We start from the raw sequence: 17,777 nt of genomic DNA, 5'->3' as shown, positions 1-17,777 counted from the left end.
CCAGCCGACGGTGTTTTTGAGACACGGGTCCTATCCGGCCGTATGCGAGTCGGGATCGTCACCATCGGCGACGAGCTGCTGTCCGGAGACACCGAGAACACGAACGCCACGTGGCTGTGTGACCGGCTCGACGACCGGGGCGTCGAGGTTCGTCGCGTCACGACGATCCCGGACGACGTCGCCGAAATCGCGCGAACGGTCAACGAATACTACGCCGAGTACGACGCGGTGATCGTCACCGGCGGGCTCGGGCCGACCCACGACGACGTCACGATGGAAGGCGTCGCGGCCGCCTTCGGCCGGGACCTGATCGACCACCCGGATGCGGTCGCGTGGTTCGAGGAGCGGGACGGCTACAGCGCGTCGAACCTCGCGGACGGAACAACCCGGCTGCCGCGGGACGCACGACTCCTCGAGAACGACTCCGGAGTCGCCCCCGGTGCGGTCGTCGAGACCGTCTACGTGTTCCCCGGCGTTCCGTCGGAGATGCACGCGATGTTCGACCGGGTCGCCGAGGAGTTCACCGGATCGACCCGATACGCCGCCACGGTCGAGGTCGACGAGCCCGAAAGCGCCCTCATCGACCGGCTCGGCGAACTCCGCGATCGGTTCGACGTCACCGTCGGATCCTACCCCGGCGAGACGGTTCGGGTCAAGATCACCGCCGACGCGGAGGCGACCGCCGAGGAGGCGGCCGCCTGGCTCCGCGATCGGGTTCAGTCGCCGGAGTGAACCCGCCCCAGCACTCCGCCGATCACTGCTGTGTCCGGTCGCTGGGTGCGTTGCTGGTCGCCGTCCCCGCGGCGGTTTCGACGCTTGCGTCGGCGTCGCCACCGCGGCGCTTGACTGCCTCGGGATCGAAGTCGTTCGTCTCGGTGTTGGGACGCATCCCCGCCGCCTCGATGACCGTGAGGTCGTCGGCCGGGGATTGCCCCTCGGTGGTGAGGTAGTCGCCCGTGAGCATCCCGTCGGCGCCGGCCTCGAACGGGCGGTGCTGTTCGTCCACGTCGAGGTTCACCTCGCGGCCGCCAGTGAGACGGATGCGGGCCTCGGGATGGAGAAGGCGGTAGACCGCGATCGTCTCGATGATCTCCTCAGTAGTGATGTCGGCCGCCCCGGTCCCGTCGCCGAGCGGTGTCCCGGCGACCGGGTTGAGGACGTTCACCGGGAGCGAGGACACGCCGACGTCGCGGAGCGCGAGCGCCGCGTCCACGCGGTCGGTCGGCGCTTCGCCCATACCGAGGATGACGCCCGCACAGAGGTCCATCCCCGCCGCTTTGGCGCGCTCGAGGGTCTGCACGCGGTCCTCGAAGGAGTGAGTGGTGACGATCTCCGGGAAGTAGTCCGGGGAGGTTTCGATGTTGTGGTTGTAGTGGTTGATTCCCGCTTCGGCGAGTATCTGGGCTTCCGCTTCGGTGAGGACGCCGAGGCTCGCGTCCACTTCGACGTCCGTCTCGTCGCGGACGAGTCGGATCGCCCGGATCACGTCCTCCCACTCGTCGGGCCTGTGTTCCTTGCTGACTCCTTTCTCCGCGACGACGATCCCGAAGCGTTGGGCGCCGTCGCGTTCGGCGCGCTGTGCGGCCTCGAGAACATCCTCGGGGTCGAGGAGGTCGTAGGTATCGATGCCGGTGTCGAAGTGGGCTGACTGCGCGCAGAACCCGCAGTCCTCCGCGCAACTGCCCGCCTTCGCGTTGACGATGCTACAGGTATCGACCGTGTCGTCACCGAAGCGGGCGCGGACGTCGTCGGCCGCCGGGGCGAGGTCCGCGACCGGCTGGGCGAGGAGCGCCAGTGCGTCCGTTCGGTCCAGCGTTTCGCCCGCGAGGACGCGGGCGACCGCGTTGTCGACCGTCGAGTTCCCCGTTTCGTAAACCATATTTCTAAACGCGGTTTACGAGTTGTTAATTGTTCGGGACGGTCCGCCGATCGCGTTCCGTGAGACGGACGCACACAACGCCGTCCGCCGCGGGATCACTCCCCCACGACGTCGGTCACGAGATCTGCGGCAAACCGCGCGGCGTCCGCCGCGTCGGTACCCAGCACGTACGTGATCGGTTCGATGCCGAACGCGCCACGGTGGAACACCACCCGTGGGACCGCCCCTCGATCGGCGAATCGGTCACGGAGTCGCCGTCCGCGGTCGTCGTACTCGGCGTCGAACGCCAGCGGGTCGACGCCACGGTCCCGGACCGCTGTGAGGAGCGCGTCGTCGGTCGTGAGGTTGACCGCGCCGCGAACGCCGGGGTCGACGTCGGCGGCCGCGAGGACGATCGTCGCGACGTGGTTCGACGCTCCGAACTCGGGGTTGGCCGGCACCTCGACGCGATCGTCGACGGTATAGATACGACCCGGAATCGCCGCCACGTCGGTCGGCTCCGCGGCGTCCGGCAGGGCCGTTCCGACGTTCGACCCGACGTTCGGAACGAACCGTGCCACGCCGACGGTCGTCGAGAGGACGCGGGCGGCCTTCCGGACGCTCGCCAAAGCCGCCTGCTCCGTGCTGACCGCCTCGTCCCGCCCCCGGATACAGAGGTCACAGCTCAACCCCTGTAACGCCGGCATCTCCGTTTCGTGGATCTCACAGACGGGCCCGCGATCCTCGAGCGTCTGAACCAGATCGAGCACGGCGGCGAGCGCATCGTATCCGTTCATCTCCCCCGTCGCGAGCCCCTCGGCCACTCGTTCGACGGTCGACCTCGTCCGGGGATGAGCGGCGATCGACTCCGTCGTCGATGCGTCTCCGCTCAGGTACGTCGAGACCGCCGCCTGCGTGACGCCCAGTTCGTCGGCGATCTCCCGCTGTGTGAGCCCGTAGTCGGCGAGTTCGGTCGCGAGTTCGACGCGGAGCGTCGGGAGGACGTGGTCGACGACGATCTCGCCGGGTAGCCGAAGCGACATCCGTTCACTCCGCCCGGTCGGCGAGCGTGTGCACGCGCGAGACCGCCGTCTCGGCGTCGGGTGCCAGGACTCGGGTGATGGCCTCCTTGCCGACGTCGCCGCGGTCGTACACGACGGCGGGCGTCCCCGAGACGCGATCGAACGCCCGTCGGGCCACCCACCCCATCGTCGAGCCCTCCTCGTCCGGGGCCGGCTCCTCGCGGCGGTCGACCTCGACGACCGGCGCGTCGATCGCGGTGAACGCCGCCTCGATGCCCTCGTCGAACCGGCAGTTGACCGCGAACCGGAGCGCGGGGTCGTGTTCGCGCGCCGTGAGCAGGAGGCGGGCGACGTGGCTCGAGGCGCCGAATCGAACCCCGCGGTTCGGCGCGATCCCCGACGGCGTGCGACTGATCCGTCCCTCGACGGCGGCCGTCTCTCCGGGCGTCTCGGCGTACGGCGTCGCGCCGACGACGTTCATCCCGACCTCGGGGACGACTCGCCCGACGTCCGCCGAGACGAACTCGTGTACGACCTCCTCGACGGCCTCGCGGGTAGGGGTCCGTGCTGCACGCTCTCGGAGGGCGGCGAGGTGGTGGACCGTTCCCGGCCCCTTGCCGACGTCGTGGTGGTAGCGTACCGCTCGTTCGAGCAGGTCCGTCCCGGCCGAGACGGCCTCGGTGAGCGGATCGCCGCGAGCGAGCCGCGTCGCGATCGCGCTCGCGAGCGTGCACCCCGAGCCGTGGGTGGCGTCCGTGTCGACGCGGGGGTGGGTGAACGTCTCCGTCCCGTCGGGCGTCACGAGGACGTCACGGACCACGTCCCCCGGAACGTGTCCCCCCTTGACGAGCACGGCGTCCACGCCGGTGTCGAGGAGCGCCTGCCCGGCGGTGACCGCCCGTTCGACGTCGGTCACCTCGACGCCGGTCAGCACTTCCGCCTCGTCGGCGTTGGGCGTCGCGAGCGTCGCCGCCGCGAGCAGGTCCTCGTAGGCGGTTTCGGCCCCGGGATCGAGGAGTCGATCGCCGCTCGCCGCGACCAGTACCGGGTCGACGACTGCGGGGACGTCGAGGTCCGCAGCGTGCTCGGCGACGCGCTCGACGATCGGTTCCGTCGCGAGCATTCCGGTCTTGAGAACGTCGACGTCGACGTCCTCGCACACGGCATCGATCTGTGCGGTGACCTCCGTGACGGGCACCACGTGCGTCGACTCCACGCCTCGGGTGTGTTGGGCGGTGATCGCGGTCACGGCGCTCGTCCCGAAGCCGCCACAGGCCTCGATGGTCTTGAGGTCGGCCTGGATGCCGGCGCCGCCGCCCGAATCGCTTCCCGCCACGGTCAGGACGACCGGCCGCGTCTCTGGTGCTGGATCTCGCATCGTATAACTCGGTTATATTATCCAATCATAACCCTTTTCCGGTTCTCCGTTGATGCTCTGCCAATGTCGTTCACGGACGAATGTGCACCACAGGCGGACGCCTACTGGTCATCGATTCTCGATCATCCGATGGTTCGCCAGCTCGGGGAGGGTACCCTCGACGAGGCGCCCTTCCGCTACTGGGTGCGGCAGGACTACGTCTATCTCCAGGAGTACGCCCGAGTGTTCGCACTCGGTGCGGCGAAGGCACCGGACCTCGATCGGATGGGGACGTTCGCGGAGCTCCTCGAGTCGACGGTCACCACCGAGATGGACCTCCACCGGTCGTACGCCGCGGACCTTTCGATCGACGAGGCCGACCTCGAGGACACCGATCCGTCGCCGACGACGCGGGCGTACACGGATTTCCTGGTCCGCACCGCCTCACACGGAACCGTCGGCGATCTCGTGGCAGCGCTGCTTCCGTGTATGTGGGGATTCAACGAGACGGCAAAGCGGCTCGCCGCCGACGGCACGCCCGAACACGATCAGTACGCCGCCTGGATCGAGATGTACGCCGGCGAGGAGTTCACCGAGCTGACCGAGTGGTGCAAGACGCTCCTGGACGACGTGGCCGCCGACGCGTCAGCGTCCGACCGGGAACGGTATCGGAAGCGCTTCGCGACGTCCGCACAGTACGAGTATCTGTTCTGGGACGCCGCCTGGGAACGGGAGACGTGGCCGCTATGACCGACGACGTCGCGCCGACCGACGTGTCGACCAACGCGACCTTCGCCGAATACGCCGCCGACGGGGGTGTCGTGTGATGGTGTCGACGGTCCTGGGGCTCGGGCTGACGGTGGCGACGCTGGCGATCAGTGCCGCCGTCGGTCTGTGGTACGCCCGCGACCGGGTCCGCTCCGTCGAGGACCTCATCACGGCTCGCGGATCGGCCGGCGAGCGGCGATTGACTGCGACGCTCGTCGCATCCGTGATGGGCGTGTGGATCCTCTTTTCGGCTCCCGAGGCCGGCGCCAGCTTCGGGATCGCCGCGGTCGTCGGCTACGCCATCGGCGAGGCGCTGCCGATGCTCGCGTACGCACGGATCGGTCCGCGCGTGCGCGAACTCATCCCCGACGGACACTCGCTGACGGAGTACGTCTACGCCCGCTACGGCGGCGCGATGTACGTGTTCGTTCTCCTCGTGAGCGCGCTGTATATGTTCGTCTTTTTGGCAGCGGAACTCACCGGAATCGCCGGCGCGCTGTCACTCGTCGCCGGCGTGCCGCAGTGGCAGACCGCCGTGCTCGTCGGCGGCGGCGTCCTCGTGTACACGGGGTATGGCGGGGTGACCGCCAGCATCGGAACCGACACCCTTCAGGCAGTCGTGGTCGTTCCGCTCTTGGTGGTATGTTTCGGCGGCATCGTGGCGTCGTTGGGCGGCGTGGATCCGATCCACCAAGGCGTTGTCGCGGCCAACCCAACGCTGCTCGATCCCGGCTTCGCCGCCGGCATCCGATTCGGTCTGGCCCTCTCGTTCGCCATCCTCGGGGCAGAACTGATCAACCAAACGTGGTGGCAACGCATCTACGCGGGCGCAAGCGACGACGTCGTTCGGCGGAGTTTCCGGAACGCGAGCCTCGCCAACGGTGCGATGGTGTTCGTGACCGCACTGTTCGGGATCGTCGCGGTCGGACGTGCCGACGTCGTCACCGACGTCACGAGCGCGGCTTATAACGCCGACGTTGCGCTGTTCGTCCTTCTGGAGGGTGCGTTCCCCGCGTGGGTCGTCGCCGGCGTGACGCTGCTGGCGCTGCTCTTGGTGGTCAGTTCGGTCGACACCCTGTTCAACGCGCTCTCGAGTCTCATCACGGTCGACCTGTCACGAGCGGTCGGCGCCGACGACCGCCGACTTCGCCTCGGCGCCCGTGCGTTCACCGTCCTCGTGGCCGTCGCCGCCATTTACGTCAGCCTCCGGGCTCGGAGCGTGCTCCGGCTGTTCTTCCTCGCGGACCTGCTGGGTGCGGCCGTGGCGGTCCCGCTCGTCTACGGGCTCTACTCGGAGTCGGTAACGGGATCCGGGGCGCTCGCGAGCAGCGTGGCCGGCTTGGCGGTCGGGCTGGCGTACTTCCCCGACTTGCGAGGATACATCACGGCGATTCCGGTGGTTGGCGAGGCCTTGCCCGCCGCGGATCCGCTGTACCTGACCTCCTTCGCCGGGGCCTTCTGCGTCTCGGCGGCACTGACGGTGATCGCGGCGCGGGTCTCCGAGGCCACGTTCGACTTCGATCGTCTCGGGGACGACATCCGCCGCATCGATGCTGACGGCGCCGAGGCGAGCGACTGAGCGTGGGCGCTTGCGCTCGCTCGTCGGCAAGTGGATCCCCCATCGACCCACGCCCGTCCCGTCAGCCCGTCACGGCACGGCTACGACGGCTCCACCACCCGATCCGCCCACTCGCGGAGCCGGGACAGCGCGGCGCGCTCGGTGCGTGAGATGCGATCGTCGACACCGAGTTCGTCGCTCTCGAAGGCGTTACACACGACGACCGACGCCGACGAACAGTAGTCGATCAACTCCGTGGTGCGGTTCGTGTCCGCCTGGAGCGGGATCGTGGCGTCGTTGACGAACACCGCATCCGGATCGTCGGGCGCCGCCGAGATGACTCGCGCGGCACGCTCGGCGTTCGTGCGCGCCAGGGCGATCGCCTCCTCCCGGGTGCCGCTTTCGGTCCGGGGCGCCCGGGCGTCGATACGACCGTAGTAGATCTCGTCCGGGATGGTCGTGAACCGCGTCAAGCGGCCGCCGAGAACCCGGCCGTCCCGCTCGAGTTCGGGTGCGAACTCCAGCACGGCCACGTCGGCGGGCCCGTGGTCGGCCACCCAGCGATCCAGCGCCGCCGCGGTGTGCCGCGTTTTCCCGACGTTTGAGGGTCCGACGATCAGCGTCGACCCGCACAGCGGAACTGACGACGCCATCGGTCAGTCAGCCGGCTGCCGAGCCGTGCGGTCGCCGGTCACCAGTTCGCGAACGAACAGCCCGAGAAGCGCGACCGTGGCGATCCCGAGGACGGTCGCGAAGGCGACCACGAACGCGGGAACGAGCGCGAACCCCTCGCGCAGTCCCATCGCGGTGCTCCGGACCGAGTTGGCCGCCGTCACGCTCGTGACCCCGAGCAGGATCACGCCGGCGGCCGTCAGGAGTCGCGAGGGGAGCCGTCCGGGCGTCTCGTACAGGAGGAACAGCACCAGCGCAAGCGCGAACGGCGTGCCCGCGAGTCCGAGCGCCAGCGCCTGCACGAGCAGCGGGATGAAGTTCCCGCCGACGAAGGCGCCCGCCGCCGACACCAACGCGGTCCCGGCAAGCAGCGCTCGGTATCGGTCGTCCGACACGGACAACTCCCACCCGAGCGTATCGGCCACCAGGAACGGCGGGACGATGGTGTTGCCCCCGAGCGTCGACACGGCGGCGCCGAGGATCCCGACGAGGAACAGCGTCTCCGCGGCGGGCCCCGCGACCGGCGCGAGCGCCTGCGCCGCGGCGGCGGCCTCCGGCGGCACGTTCTGCCCGCCGAGCGCCCCCGCGACGACCAGGAAGATCGCGAGGCTGTACAGGCCGAACGCGACGAGCATCGACGCTCCGGCGTCAAACCGTGCGAGGTCGTAGTCGTCGGCACTCCAGCCCCGTGCGCGGGTCGTGTAGGTGTGCATCGTGATCAGCGTGATGTGGACGGCCCCGCCGAGGACGCCCGCGACGGTGACGGCCGCGCCGGGCGGCGTCATGGGGACCAGTCCCGCCGCCGCGGCGCCGACGTCGGGGGGGACGACGACCAGCGTGGCGACGAACACGAGCACGACCCCCGAGACGACCGCTTTCGCGCCGAGTTCCGCGACCCGGTAGCCGCCGCCCGCGAGGCCGATCGCCAGGACGGCGGCCCAGAGAACCCCCCAGAGACGCGCGTCGAAGCCGAACAACGACGCCGAGACGTCGGCGAGACCCTTCATGATGAGCAACTGCGCGATGCCGGCGACGACGACCGCGTCGAGGACGAGCAGCCACGCCCACCACCGTCCCAGCCGTTCCTCGACGGTGCGGACGATGCCCTGTTCGGTCAGCGTCCCGAGCCGCGCGGCCAACAGCACCGAGACGAACCCGGCCGGCGCCGACAGAACGACTACCCACAGAAGGTCGTACCCGTAGCCGACGCCCGCGGCCACGAGCGCGCTGATCGTCGCCGGACCCGCGGCGATCGCGCCCGCGAGCCACGCCGGCCCCATCTCCGACAGTCGATGGCGAAGGGTGCCGAGGGCCATCTCAGACGCACCCCTCGACCACGACGTCCCCGTCTCGCTGGTTCCACATCGACTGCCGGTCGGTGAGCGACATATGAGCCGGTAGTATACTCGAGTAATAAAGAACTGCGATCACTGCAGAACGGGCTTGATGGAGTGTCGAGACGTTCACGGCGAATCGTTCGTCACCGATCCCGTCTTCCGCCACTTGATCCCGTGGCTCGCTCATCCAGTTCGCTCACGGGAGCGCAGCCGCTCGGCGTGACGCCGGAACGGTCGTCGTTGTACACCGGTGACCCGAACTCGACGGGCTACCGGTAGAGGGAGGCCAGCCAGACGACGGTGAGCAGGAGACTCACGACCAGCACGACGATCGATGTTTCGGGGATCGGAAGCGATGCGGATTCGGTGGCGAGCGGTATCATACGCGCAGTTGACCCGCGGGGGTTGTAAGCGTTCAGGCTTCGGCCCGGCGGGGCGGTCGATGACTTCGATCGCAGTTTGTGCCTACGGCACATCTTTTATACCCGATGCCGTTGCTCCGATATGGGCGAGATACTCGGATCGAGCATCGCCGGGTACAGCGTGATGACCGTCGACGGCGAGGAAATCGGCACGTTGGTGAACGTCACGATGGACTCGACCACCGGTGATCTCCGACAGTTCGTCATCGATCCGGCGGACCGAACGCCGGGATTCGGGACGAACGACGATGGACACGTGGTGATCCCGGCGCGGACGTTCCGATCGCGCGGCGATTACGTCCTCGTCGATCCGAACGGAACGGACGACGCAACTGCGCGAGGGCGGGACTGATCCCGACGCCGACACTATGAACGTGCTCCCCGCTTTGCTCCCTCCCCTGCACGCTCCCGTCACGCTCCAAGCAACGCTCGAACCGATGTCCGAGTGGGCCACCCTCGTCGGGTTTCTGCTCGTTCCGGGATTCATCGCGACCCTGCTGTGGTCGCCGTTCCTCATCGTCGACCGGATCCGGGCGCTGCTCGCGACGCTTCCACCCACCGGGTCGATCGTCCCGACGTACCTGCTCGCGGGCGTCGGCGGCTCGATCCCGTACATCCTCGCCGCGACCCTCGTCGTCACGACGGTCGATTCGGCCGGCGTCGCCTGGAGCAACGCGTTCATCAACGTCGCCGTGCTGCTGTTCGTCGGCTACGCGGCCGGCGTGCCGGTCATCACGAACGTGGTTCTCCCCCGGCTCGATCTGGACTGGGATCCGACCGGATACGGCCCCTCGACGTGGGTACTCCTGGCCGCCGGCGGCGCGAGCTACGCGCTGTTGTTCGCCATCCCGTTCGTCGTGGTGAGCTTCCTGCTGGCGCTGCCTGGGGGGTACTGATGCGGGAGCGTTCGACTTCATCACGCCGTGCGTTCCTGGCGTCCGGAGCCGCCGCAGCCGCCACAGCCGCCGCAACGGTGCTCCCGGCCGTCGCCGGCTGTCTGAGCCGATCGGCGGAGACCCTCCGCTTGAGTGCCTACGAACGCGAGTCGCTTCCCGACTCGGTGTTGCTTGCGGACCCGACCGCACCGACCGCGCAGTTCGCGATCGACTACCCCGACCGGTACAAACGCGACCGCTACCGGACGCTGATCCGGACCGGGTCGATGACGGTACTCAACTACCAGTTGACATACACCTACGAGTTCGGCTCCGAGACCCGGGAAGCGGCGCGGTTCGTCGTCGACGCCGAGGGATCGGGTGAAGACGTCGGAAACGCCGAGGAGTCCGACGCCACCTACTACCGCGTCCACATCGACGACCAACGGACCGTCGAGCGCGAGTGGTGGGAGTTCTATCTCGACCTCGTGGACGATCCGCCCGCGGACGCCGAGGGCGTAACGCCGCCCGTCGAGTCGCTCTCCGAAACGGATCGTCGGATCGTCGACGCCGCGCTCGGGGCCGTCTACGCGGACCGGAACCCGCCGATCGACGTCGGCGGCGACGCGTTCGGCACGCGCGGTCCGCTGTATCACGAGTTCCTCGATGCGGACGACAGCGCCCTCGTGCCCGACCCGCCGTTCGAACACGTCCGCTCGAACGACCGATGGTTCGCCGCGCGTGCCGAGCAGGGGACGGCGACGCCGACGGAGACGACCTACTCGGTCGAGCCGGTCGCGGACACGCGCGCCGGCTTCGAGGACCACGTCCGGTCGACGCTGATCGAGACCGACCTGTCGCCGGAGTCGCTTCCCGACGCGGAGGGTGACGTGGTCCGGACGGCGGTCCGAACGCCCTTCTACGAGGAGGACCTGCCGATGTCGGCATCCCTCCGGTCCGTGATGGAGCGGCTCGGGGCGGGCGAGCACCTTCCAGCGGACGACGCCTTCGAGCTCGGGGTGGAGTTCGACCACCTCTTCGCCACTGTCGACGGGACGACCTACGCGTTCGACCTGAGCGTGCAGCCGTGACCGGGGCGTCGGAGTGGCCATCTCGCCGCACCATATGACCGTCTCGCGGGATCCGAGGCGTCGAGTCGATCGGTTCTTCCGCCCGGCCGGCGGAGGATCGATATGCAGCTCTCCGCCGTCGACCTCTCACCGGTCCCCGATTCCGGAACCGCCGCCGACGCGTACGAGAACACAGTCGAGGCCGCCCAGCAGGCGGAACGGCTGGGGTTCGAGCGGTTCTGGGTCGCCGAACATCACGCGATGACCGACACGCTCGCGGGCACGACGCCCGAGGTCCTGCTCGGGCACCTGGCCGCGGAGACGGACACGATCCGGCTCGGCTCCGGCGCCGTGTTGCTCAATCACTACAGCCCGTTCAAGGTCGCCGAGGTCTTCGGCGCGCTTGACGGGCTCGCACCCGGCCGGATCGATGCGGGGCTCGGGCGCGCGAACGGCTCGCCGGCGGCCGACCGCGCGCTCGGGACCGACCGCCACGCGACGGATCCCGACGGCGATCACCGCGAGAAGATCGAGGCGGTCGTGGCCCATCTGGCGGACGAGTTCCCGGACGACCACGCCTACAGCGACCTCGACATCGCGCGGTCGGGGGCCGAGCCGCCACTGCCCTGGGTGCTTGGATCCAGTCCCTCGAGCGCCGCGATCGCCGGCGAGTTGGGTCTCCGGTACTGTTTCGCCGCCTTCATCCGACCCGGGTTCGCGGAGCGCGCCGTCGAGACCTATCGGGACCGGTTCGAGCCCACCGATGGGCCCGGCGCACCCGACTCTCCGCACGCGATCGTTGCGGTCAACGCCGTGTGCGCGCCGACCGACGCGGCGGCGGCTCGACGTCGAGCCGTCGCCGAGGCGTCCTTCGCCCGGATGCGTCGCGGGATCGTCGGCACCCGCCCGTCGATCGAGGAGGCGATCGACGAGCTCGGCGGCGTGCCGGACCCAACGCCGGCGACGCTCGACGCGGACGAGTGGCCGCGGGCGATCTCCGGCAACCCCGACACGATCGCCGGCCTGCTCGAACAGCTCGCCGACCGCGTCGGCGTCGACGAGGTGATGATCCAACACGTCCAGGCCGACCACGACGACGCGTTGGAGTCCCACGAGCTGATCGCCGGGGGCGTCGGCGTCGTCTGAGTTGCGGGACGGCGGGAGCGGCTAGAGCGTCAGATAGTAACTCAGAATAAATATATGAATTAAAAATAGACAGAATAGATATATGATAATCAAGGAACCATTAACCGGAGTGTATGATATATTCGGATCGTCGAATTAAATGCGTCCCGACAGCTGTACTCCCACAAGGGAAGTCCCGGTAGAATCACGCAATATGGCGCTTTAGAAAGGAATGGGTGAAACTCAGTACTGGCGAAGTATTCGGAGAGTGCGTAAGGTCCATCGATGTTTGTACTTGTAACACCCAAGCCTCAATCATCCGTTTGAAACACAGATTCTGTAATATAATGAATTATATAGGAATTATACAGATTATTTCAATCTATTGGGCGTATTCTCCCCACGTATAATTGAAAACACGTCTAGTGATTTAACAGCACGGTCCTAAAACTGATCGACACTCCAGATTCTGATAGCAACTTGCTTGCATTATTCGTTTTATGGTATGATTCCTGACTAAAATATATGACTCAATATATAATATAGTTTAATATACTCTAATATGAGAAAGATACCTCAGCACTTGCGATCGATTCGACGCGATCTCTCGTCAAAAAGCACGTCGGATCCCATCACTACATCAAGCTCGAGGAAAGCCGACTAACCAGTGAGCGGCGCAGCCTGCAGTCGCTTGGTTGCGTATCGGTCTGTACCACCGACGTCATTCGTATTTGAATCGTTGTTTCTTCCCCGTCGCGGTACGCTCGATCGATTCGACGATTTCGTACTGTTTGGGTCGTTTGTAGTTCGCTAGGTCTTCTCGATTCTTACAGTAGGTCTCCAGTTCCGCTTCGGTAAGATCCTCACCGGTGACGAAGGCCTTGACTCGTTCGCCCCACTCCTCGTCGGATTCTCCGACGACGATAGCCCCATCAACGCGCTCGTGGGTTTCCAATGCCTCCTCGACCTCCGCCGGCGACACGAGCTCGCCACCGCTCAGGATCATACCGTCAGCACGGCCGGTGACTGAGACGTATCCCTGTTCGTCCTTGATGGCGAGGTCATCCGTATAGAACCAACCCTCAGTGAAGACCTCCTCGGTCGCATCGTTGTTGTCGAAGTAGTAGTCCATAATTCCCTCCCCCTTCGTAATAAGACGGCCGACTTCTTCTACTTCGGCTCGATCATCGGGATCGAATTCCTCGTTCTGCTCGAATTCGATGACCCTGACCTGTTTGTCAGGATTCGGCCGACCGGTCTTACCTGCATGCTCGGGGAGGTCATCGGGGCGGAGCATAAGGTCGTAGAGCGTTTCCGTGGATCCGTAGCTGTTATAGATGTTCGGCGTGACTTTCTCGATGAGATCACTCGCGAGCGATTTCGAGAGAGGCGCACCCATACACTGCATTGCTTCGATTGACGAGAGGTCGTAGTCATCGATGTCATCCTGTTCGGCAAGTCGTTTCGCGACCGTGGGGACGGTCACGACGTACGTGACGTTGTGTTCGTCGATGACTGCCGGCGCCATCTCCGGCCCCCAGTCTTCGGCCAGGAGGATGGTTCCGCCCGCACAAAGGGTGGGATTGATCATCGCACCCATTCCACCGGCGTGGAAGAACGGTGAGAGTTGCAATCCGACCGTCTTCTGTGTGATGAATCCCTGTGCGGAGTAGGCCTCTTGGATCCGATGGTGTGCAGTCTCCTGTGTGAAGGCGACACCCTTCGGTTGGCCGGTTGTCCCGCTCGTATACAGCATATAACAGAGTCGCCCCTCATTCGTCGGTAGCTGTGGCGGGCTGTCAGTTGATCCCGATTCGAGGACATCCTGGAAAGTCTCCTCCCTAGCGGATTCGCCGTTCGCCTCGATCAACCGTGGAGTCCGTGAAACCGCCCGTGCAGCTGCCTCAATGTCCTCGCTGTCTCGAGCGTCGTAAATGAGGGCCGCCGCACCGAGCTCTCCGATGATTTGTTCGAAATCGGCTCGCGTGAGCATATAGTTCAACGGGACCGGAACCGCGCCGATCTTGTAACATGCGAACACGGAGAGGGGGTACTCCGCAGTGTTGTACAACACGATCGGCACTCGATCGCCTTCACGGATCCCACGATCCCGCAACCCGTTCGCCAACCGATTCACCTTCGAATCGAACTCGGCGTAGCTCCACGTTTCGCCCGTGTCCAGAATCTCGATCGCGGTGTTCTCGCCACGGTACTCCACGTTTCGCTCTAGCATATCACGTGGCGTCAGCATAGGTTAGTGCAGACAACAGGACTACTTCAATTCTGCGGTAAGCACCGGGGCAAATCGTCACATTAGCGAGGACGGTTACTCATCGGATTCGTCCCGATCCGTCCAGCTGTGGTACAGGGTCCGTACCTGACCTAGAATGCCCTCCGGCATATATATCAATATAACTATAAAAATCATCCCGACAGGGATCTCCCACCAAGAGATCAAGCCACTCAGAGACTCCTCGAGCAGCGTGATGACGGAGGCTCCGAGAATCGGACCGACGAGTGTCCCGGCACCACCGATGATCGTCCACAGGATCAGCTCCCCTGACAAAAGGTAACTCATCAAACTCGGACTCACGTAGCCCGTTAAGATCACCTGAAGTGCACCGGCGAAGCCGGCGATTCCACAGGAAATCGTGAACGCGACCACGCGATACTTCCGTTCATCATACCCGAGATACGTGAGTCGGTTACTGTTTGCTTTCCCCCCTTGCAGAACCTCCCCGAGTGGCGAGTGTACGAGACGATGGGCGATGAGGAACGTCAGAAGCAGACAGACCAGCGCGAGATAGTAGACGACACGTTGTTCATAGAGGGAGACGCTAACTGTGCCGGGAATCAAAACGAGGTCAGGAAGGGACAGGGAGAACCCGTCGTGGGCACCAGTGATCTGCAGGTTCTCGATGATCGTCGTCACGACGAGTGCCCAAATAAGCGTGAGGATCGAGAAGTAGACGTCCCGGGTTCGCACCGAAACGATCCCGATCAAAAGGCCGATCAGGGAAGTTCCGAGAACTGCGAGGATCAGCATCAACCAGACGTTCTCGACCCCGAACTGCGCGAACGGAACTCCGAAGAGATACCCGCCCAAGCCAAAAAACACCGCGTGGCCGAAGCTGACCACGCCGTTGTAGCCGTAGAGAATATCGTATCCCAGTGCAAATAGACCGAATACGAGGATTTGAGTCAACAATCGGACGTCGGAGAGGCTGGCTAACCGAGGTACAGCGATCAGTAGCCCGAGAACGCCGATTACCGCGAGCGTCCGGATCGGTCGGGAGGCGAGTCGTCCATCGTCGAAGCTGTCGAAAAGTTCTTCCAACATTGTCAGTTCGAAAAGATTCCCTGTGGGCGAACCAGTATGACGGCGATCACGAGCACGAACACGAGGAGCTGCGTCGTCCAGGGTGCTATCCAGATCGTGGCGATGGATCTGGTCAATCCGATCAAGAGGGCCGCAATGACGGCGCCGGGAATGCTGCCCATTCCGCCAACGATGGCGATGATGAAGATGTCCAGCAAGACGGTGAGTCCTACAGTCGGATAGATCCCTTGGATCGGAGCGAGGAATCCTGCCGCGATCGTCGCCAGAAACGCGCTGATCGCGAAGGTCATCGCGTACACTCGATCCACACGGATCCCGAGCGAACGTGCGTTTTCGAGGTCCTGTGCGCTCGCCCGGATGAGCAACCCGTAGCGCGTTCGTTCGAGGAAGATCCAGACCAGGGTCAGAACGACGGCGGCCGCGACGATGATCAGCAATCGCTCGGTCGGATACGTGACGAACCACAGATCCGTCGCCCCACTAACCGGTGTCGATATCGACCGAATCCGTCCCCCGAATATCTCGAAGGCGGCACGGTGTGAGATGAATAGCAGGGCGAAAGAGATGATCATCGACTGTACCGGTTCCCTATCCCTGATCGGAGCGAATACGAGTCGTTCGATCGGCAACGCAAGGATGGCAACCGCGACGGCCGCCAGGACCAACGCGATCCAATAGTTCCCAACGACCCCTAACAATACCAGTATCAGGAACGCACCGATCATATAGAATTCTGTGTGGGCCAAATTCACGACGTGCATAACGCCAAACACTAGCGTGAGCCCGACGGCAACTAATGCCAATGAAAGTCCGGTTGACAACCCGTTTAGTATGGGAATGACTATCTGACTCAACTCGACCATACCCCCCATTTCAAGTCAACATAAATAATCATTTTCATCATCAGTATTATATTTCTTCGCCGAACGAACTCCCGGAGCAACTTCTGGGGGTTCGCTCGACCGACCGATCCGACTCTATGTCAAGCAGGTTCCCATACACTTATTAGTTAGATATCTCATAGTCAGCCTCGTATGCGTGAGACCTTGTCAACACGGCGAAGAATCTTGAAATCGGGCGCGGCGCTGACGGGCACTGGGCTCCTGGCAGGCTGCTCCGGAGACGGGAACTCCGCTGGGACCGGAACCGGTGGAAACTCTGGCGTGAGCAGTAGCGCTTCCGATGGGACGATTACGGTCGGGACGATCCATCCACAGACCGGACCTTACGCCGTGTTCACCGAATCGATCGAGGCGAGCGTTCAGATCGTTGCCGATCGGATCAATCAGAACGGTGGAGTGAACGGTAACACGATTGAGGTGCTGAACAGGGACAGCCAGTTGGATCCGAGCACGGCTGTCGAAGAAGCACGCGATCTCGTACAAGCTGAGAACGCCGACATCCTGCTCGGAGCGACGTCGTCCGCGGTGACCCGTGCGATCACCGACGTCGCCAAACGGAACGGAGTGATCCAGCTGAACGCGACGTCCGCATCCCCATCACTAACCGGTGAGGATTGTAGCCGCTACTTCTTCCGCTTCCGACCGACGACCGAACACCAAGCCATCCCCTTTTGTCCGTGGCTCTACGAGAACGTCGGCCAGACGATGAGCATCTACTACTCCGACTACGCGTGGGGGCAAAGCGGCTTGGAGAACTTCAGTGCCGAATTCGAGAACGCGGGCGGGGAGGTTATCGACTCCGTCGCCGTCCCGCTGGGAACGTCCGACCAAAGCAGTTACATCTCGAACATCGACACGAGTGCGGACATTCTGGTTCCGGTTATGGGTGGCTCGGACGCGGCAGCATTCCTCGAACAGGGCAGTAGCTACGGCATCTTCGAGGAGATGGAGGTCGCAGCTCCCGGTTCGGACTTCCTGGGCGGACATCTCGATCAGGCCATCGAGGGAATGACGATCATCACCGCGTTTATGCCTCGGGCGGTCGAGCTCTGGGATACGCCGTACATCCAGAACTTCATCGAGGAGTATCAGAACCGAATGGACGGAATGCCAATGATGCAGTCCATCAGGCCGTTCGATATGGTGAATCAAGTGTTCGCGACCGCTGAGAGCATCGACTACGGCGGTCGGGGGGACACGGACGCGCTTATCGACGCCCTTCAGGGACGGGAGTTCAGCGCGGATGACTATGCACGCGCGGCGTTCATACGTTCGGCCAACAACCAGATGACTTACGAGCAGGCGATTATGCGCGCCGAGAACGATAGCTTCACTCAGATGGAAACAGCTGCACTGGATCCACTCAGGGACATCCCGACGCAGTGTGAATTCTGAACCGGTCGAGGGTCGTATCCGCGGTATTTGTCCCCGTCGAGCGGTGTCGACGCCCGTTCTTCTATAACCGGTCCGA

Annotated in this window: 16 protein-coding genes; 8 read left to right on the top strand and 8 right to left on the bottom strand. The window is 64.6% G+C overall.

Features of this window, described 5'->3' with window-relative positions; translation table 11 throughout:
* Positions 1-42: 42 nt before the first annotated feature.
* Positions 43-732, top strand: coding sequence for a molybdopterin-binding protein (locus OQF70_RS08445; RefSeq protein WP_280536983.1), 690 nt, complete (start codon positions 43-45; stop codon positions 730-732).
* A 22-nt stretch (positions 733-754) separates the two neighbouring features.
* Here the strand turns inward: OQF70_RS08445 and bioB are convergent, their stop codons facing one another.
* The 3 genes from bioB to thiD form a co-directional block, all read right to left on the bottom strand.
* Positions 755-1,879, bottom strand: coding sequence for a biotin synthase BioB (gene bioB, locus OQF70_RS08440; protein ID WP_280536982.1), 1,125 nt, complete (start codon positions 1,877-1,879; stop codon positions 755-757).
* 95 nt (positions 1,880-1,974) lie between these two features.
* Positions 1,975-2,901 carry a thiamine-phosphate synthase family protein gene (locus OQF70_RS08435; RefSeq protein ID WP_280536981.1) on the bottom strand — a complete coding sequence of 309 codons (927 nt, stop codon included), beginning with the start codon at positions 2,899-2,901 and terminating at the stop codon, positions 1,975-1,977.
* 4 nt (positions 2,902-2,905) lie between these two features.
* Positions 2,906-4,258, bottom strand: coding sequence for a bifunctional hydroxymethylpyrimidine kinase/phosphomethylpyrimidine kinase (thiD, locus tag OQF70_RS13440; protein ID WP_321169492.1), 1,353 nt, complete (start codon positions 4,256-4,258; stop codon positions 2,906-2,908).
* A 63-nt stretch (positions 4,259-4,321) separates the two neighbouring features.
* Here thiD and tenA point away from each other — a divergent pair, with 63 nt between their 5' ends.
* Positions 4,322-4,987 carry a thiaminase II gene (gene tenA / locus OQF70_RS08420; protein WP_280536980.1) on the top strand — a complete coding sequence of 222 codons (666 nt, stop codon included), beginning with the start codon at positions 4,322-4,324 and terminating at the stop codon, positions 4,985-4,987.
* Positions 4,988-5,063: 76 nt separating this feature from the next.
* Positions 5,064-6,584, top strand: a complete 1,521-nt coding sequence (locus OQF70_RS08415) for a sodium:proline symporter (RefSeq protein ID WP_280536979.1) — start codon at positions 5,064-5,066, stop codon at positions 6,582-6,584.
* A gap of 80 nt (positions 6,585-6,664) precedes the next feature.
* Here the strand turns inward: OQF70_RS08415 and OQF70_RS08410 are convergent, their stop codons facing one another.
* Together OQF70_RS08410 and OQF70_RS08405 are read right to left on the bottom strand one after the other, a co-directional pair.
* Positions 6,665-7,216 (bottom strand): hypothetical protein, encoded by a 552-nt coding sequence (locus OQF70_RS08410; protein ID WP_280536978.1) that lies wholly within the window; start codon positions 7,214-7,216, stop codon positions 6,665-6,667.
* A gap of 3 nt (positions 7,217-7,219) precedes the next feature.
* Positions 7,220-8,551 carry a divalent metal cation transporter gene (locus OQF70_RS08405; RefSeq protein WP_280536977.1) on the bottom strand — a complete coding sequence of 444 codons (1,332 nt, stop codon included), beginning with the start codon at positions 8,549-8,551 and terminating at the stop codon, positions 7,220-7,222.
* 525 nt (positions 8,552-9,076) lie between these two features.
* Here OQF70_RS08405 and OQF70_RS08400 point away from each other — a divergent pair.
* The 4 genes from OQF70_RS08400 (at position 9,077) to OQF70_RS08385 (ending at position 12,085) form a co-directional block, all read left to right on the top strand.
* A complete protein-coding gene (locus tag OQF70_RS08400) occupies positions 9,077-9,346 on the top strand; it encodes a PRC-barrel domain-containing protein (protein WP_280536975.1) in 270 nt (89 codons plus the stop codon).
* 16 nt (positions 9,347-9,362) lie between these two features.
* On the top strand, positions 9,363-9,890 hold the full coding sequence (locus OQF70_RS08395; RefSeq protein ID WP_280536974.1) for a hypothetical protein: 528 nt from the start codon (positions 9,363-9,365) through the stop codon (positions 9,888-9,890).
* The gene (locus tag OQF70_RS08390) at positions 9,890-10,960 is read left to right on the top strand and encodes a hypothetical protein (protein WP_280536972.1); all 1,071 of its coding nucleotides are present in this window, start codon (positions 9,890-9,892) and stop codon (positions 10,958-10,960) included. The genes OQF70_RS08395 and OQF70_RS08390 overlap by 1 nt, the downstream gene beginning before the upstream one ends.
* A gap of 102 nt (positions 10,961-11,062) precedes the next feature.
* Entirely contained in the window at positions 11,063-12,085 is a 1,023-nt protein-coding gene (locus OQF70_RS08385) for an LLM class flavin-dependent oxidoreductase (RefSeq protein ID WP_280536971.1), read from the top strand.
* Positions 12,086-12,785: 700 nt separating this feature from the next.
* Here OQF70_RS08385 and OQF70_RS08380 read toward each other — a convergent pair.
* The 3 genes from OQF70_RS08380 to OQF70_RS08370 all read right to left on the bottom strand — a co-directional run bounded on the left by OQF70_RS08380 (position 12,786) and on the right by OQF70_RS08370 (position 16,267).
* Positions 12,786-14,297 carry a class I adenylate-forming enzyme family protein gene (locus tag OQF70_RS08380; RefSeq protein ID WP_280536970.1) on the bottom strand — a complete coding sequence of 504 codons (1,512 nt, stop codon included), beginning with the start codon at positions 14,295-14,297 and terminating at the stop codon, positions 12,786-12,788.
* A 93-nt stretch (positions 14,298-14,390) separates the two neighbouring features.
* Positions 14,391-15,404, bottom strand: coding sequence for a branched-chain amino acid ABC transporter permease (locus OQF70_RS08375; RefSeq protein ID WP_280536969.1), 1,014 nt, complete (start codon positions 15,402-15,404; stop codon positions 14,391-14,393).
* 2 nt (positions 15,405-15,406) lie between these two features.
* Entirely contained in the window at positions 15,407-16,267 is an 861-nt protein-coding gene (locus OQF70_RS08370) for a branched-chain amino acid ABC transporter permease (protein WP_280536968.1), read from the bottom strand.
* Positions 16,268-16,567: 300 nt separating this feature from the next.
* Between OQF70_RS08370 and OQF70_RS08365 the strand changes: the two genes are divergently transcribed.
* A complete protein-coding gene (locus tag OQF70_RS08365; RefSeq protein ID WP_280536967.1) occupies positions 16,568-17,701 on the top strand; it encodes an ABC transporter substrate-binding protein in 1,134 nt (377 codons plus the stop codon).
* Positions 17,702-17,777: the final 76 nt, after the last annotated feature.

Source organism: Halopenitus sp. POP-27, assembly GCF_029889855.1.
Lineage (GTDB): Archaea > Halobacteriota > Halobacteria > Halobacteriales > Haloferacaceae > Halopenitus > Halopenitus malekzadehii.
Note: the sequence above shows the minus strand (reverse complement) of the source record. Positions and strands in the feature narration are given on the sequence as shown.

Excerpts from the sequence above, each read along its gene's own strand:
- OQF70_RS08370 (WP_280536968.1), bottom strand. The coding sequence starts at position 16,267 with ATGGTCGAGTTGAGTCAGATAGTCATTCCCATACTAAACGGGTTGTCA.
- OQF70_RS08405 (WP_280536977.1), bottom strand. The coding sequence starts at position 8,551 with ATGGCCCTCGGCACCCTTCGCCATCGACTGTCGGAGATGGGGCCGGCG.
- OQF70_RS08375 (WP_280536969.1), bottom strand. The coding sequence starts at position 15,404 with ATGTTGGAAGAACTTTTCGACAGCTTCGACGATGGACGACTCGCCTCC.
- OQF70_RS08395 (WP_280536974.1), top strand. The coding sequence starts at position 9,363 with ATGAACGTGCTCCCCGCTTTGCTCCCTCCCCTGCACGCTCCCGTCACG.
- OQF70_RS08400 (WP_280536975.1), top strand. The coding sequence starts at position 9,077 with ATGGGCGAGATACTCGGATCGAGCATCGCCGGGTACAGCGTGATGACC.
- OQF70_RS08445 (WP_280536983.1), top strand. The coding sequence starts at position 43 with ATGCGAGTCGGGATCGTCACCATCGGCGACGAGCTGCTGTCCGGAGAC.
- OQF70_RS08380 (WP_280536970.1), bottom strand. The coding sequence starts at position 14,297 with ATGCTAGAGCGAAACGTGGAGTACCGTGGCGAGAACACCGCGATCGAG.
- OQF70_RS08435 (WP_280536981.1), bottom strand. The coding sequence starts at position 2,901 with ATGTCGCTTCGGCTACCCGGCGAGATCGTCGTCGACCACGTCCTCCCG.
- OQF70_RS08390 (WP_280536972.1), top strand. The coding sequence starts at position 9,890 with ATGCGGGAGCGTTCGACTTCATCACGCCGTGCGTTCCTGGCGTCCGGA.
- OQF70_RS08415 (WP_280536979.1), top strand. The coding sequence starts at position 5,064 with ATGGTGTCGACGGTCCTGGGGCTCGGGCTGACGGTGGCGACGCTGGCG.
- OQF70_RS08385 (WP_280536971.1), top strand. The coding sequence starts at position 11,063 with ATGCAGCTCTCCGCCGTCGACCTCTCACCGGTCCCCGATTCCGGAACC.
- thiD (WP_321169492.1), bottom strand. The coding sequence starts at position 4,258 with ATGCGAGATCCAGCACCAGAGACGCGGCCGGTCGTCCTGACCGTGGCG.
- tenA (WP_280536980.1), top strand. The coding sequence starts at position 4,322 with ATGTCGTTCACGGACGAATGTGCACCACAGGCGGACGCCTACTGGTCA.
- bioB (WP_280536982.1), bottom strand. The coding sequence starts at position 1,879 with ATGGTTTACGAAACGGGGAACTCGACGGTCGACAACGCGGTCGCCCGC.
- OQF70_RS08410 (WP_280536978.1), bottom strand. The coding sequence starts at position 7,216 with ATGGCGTCGTCAGTTCCGCTGTGCGGGTCGACGCTGATCGTCGGACCC.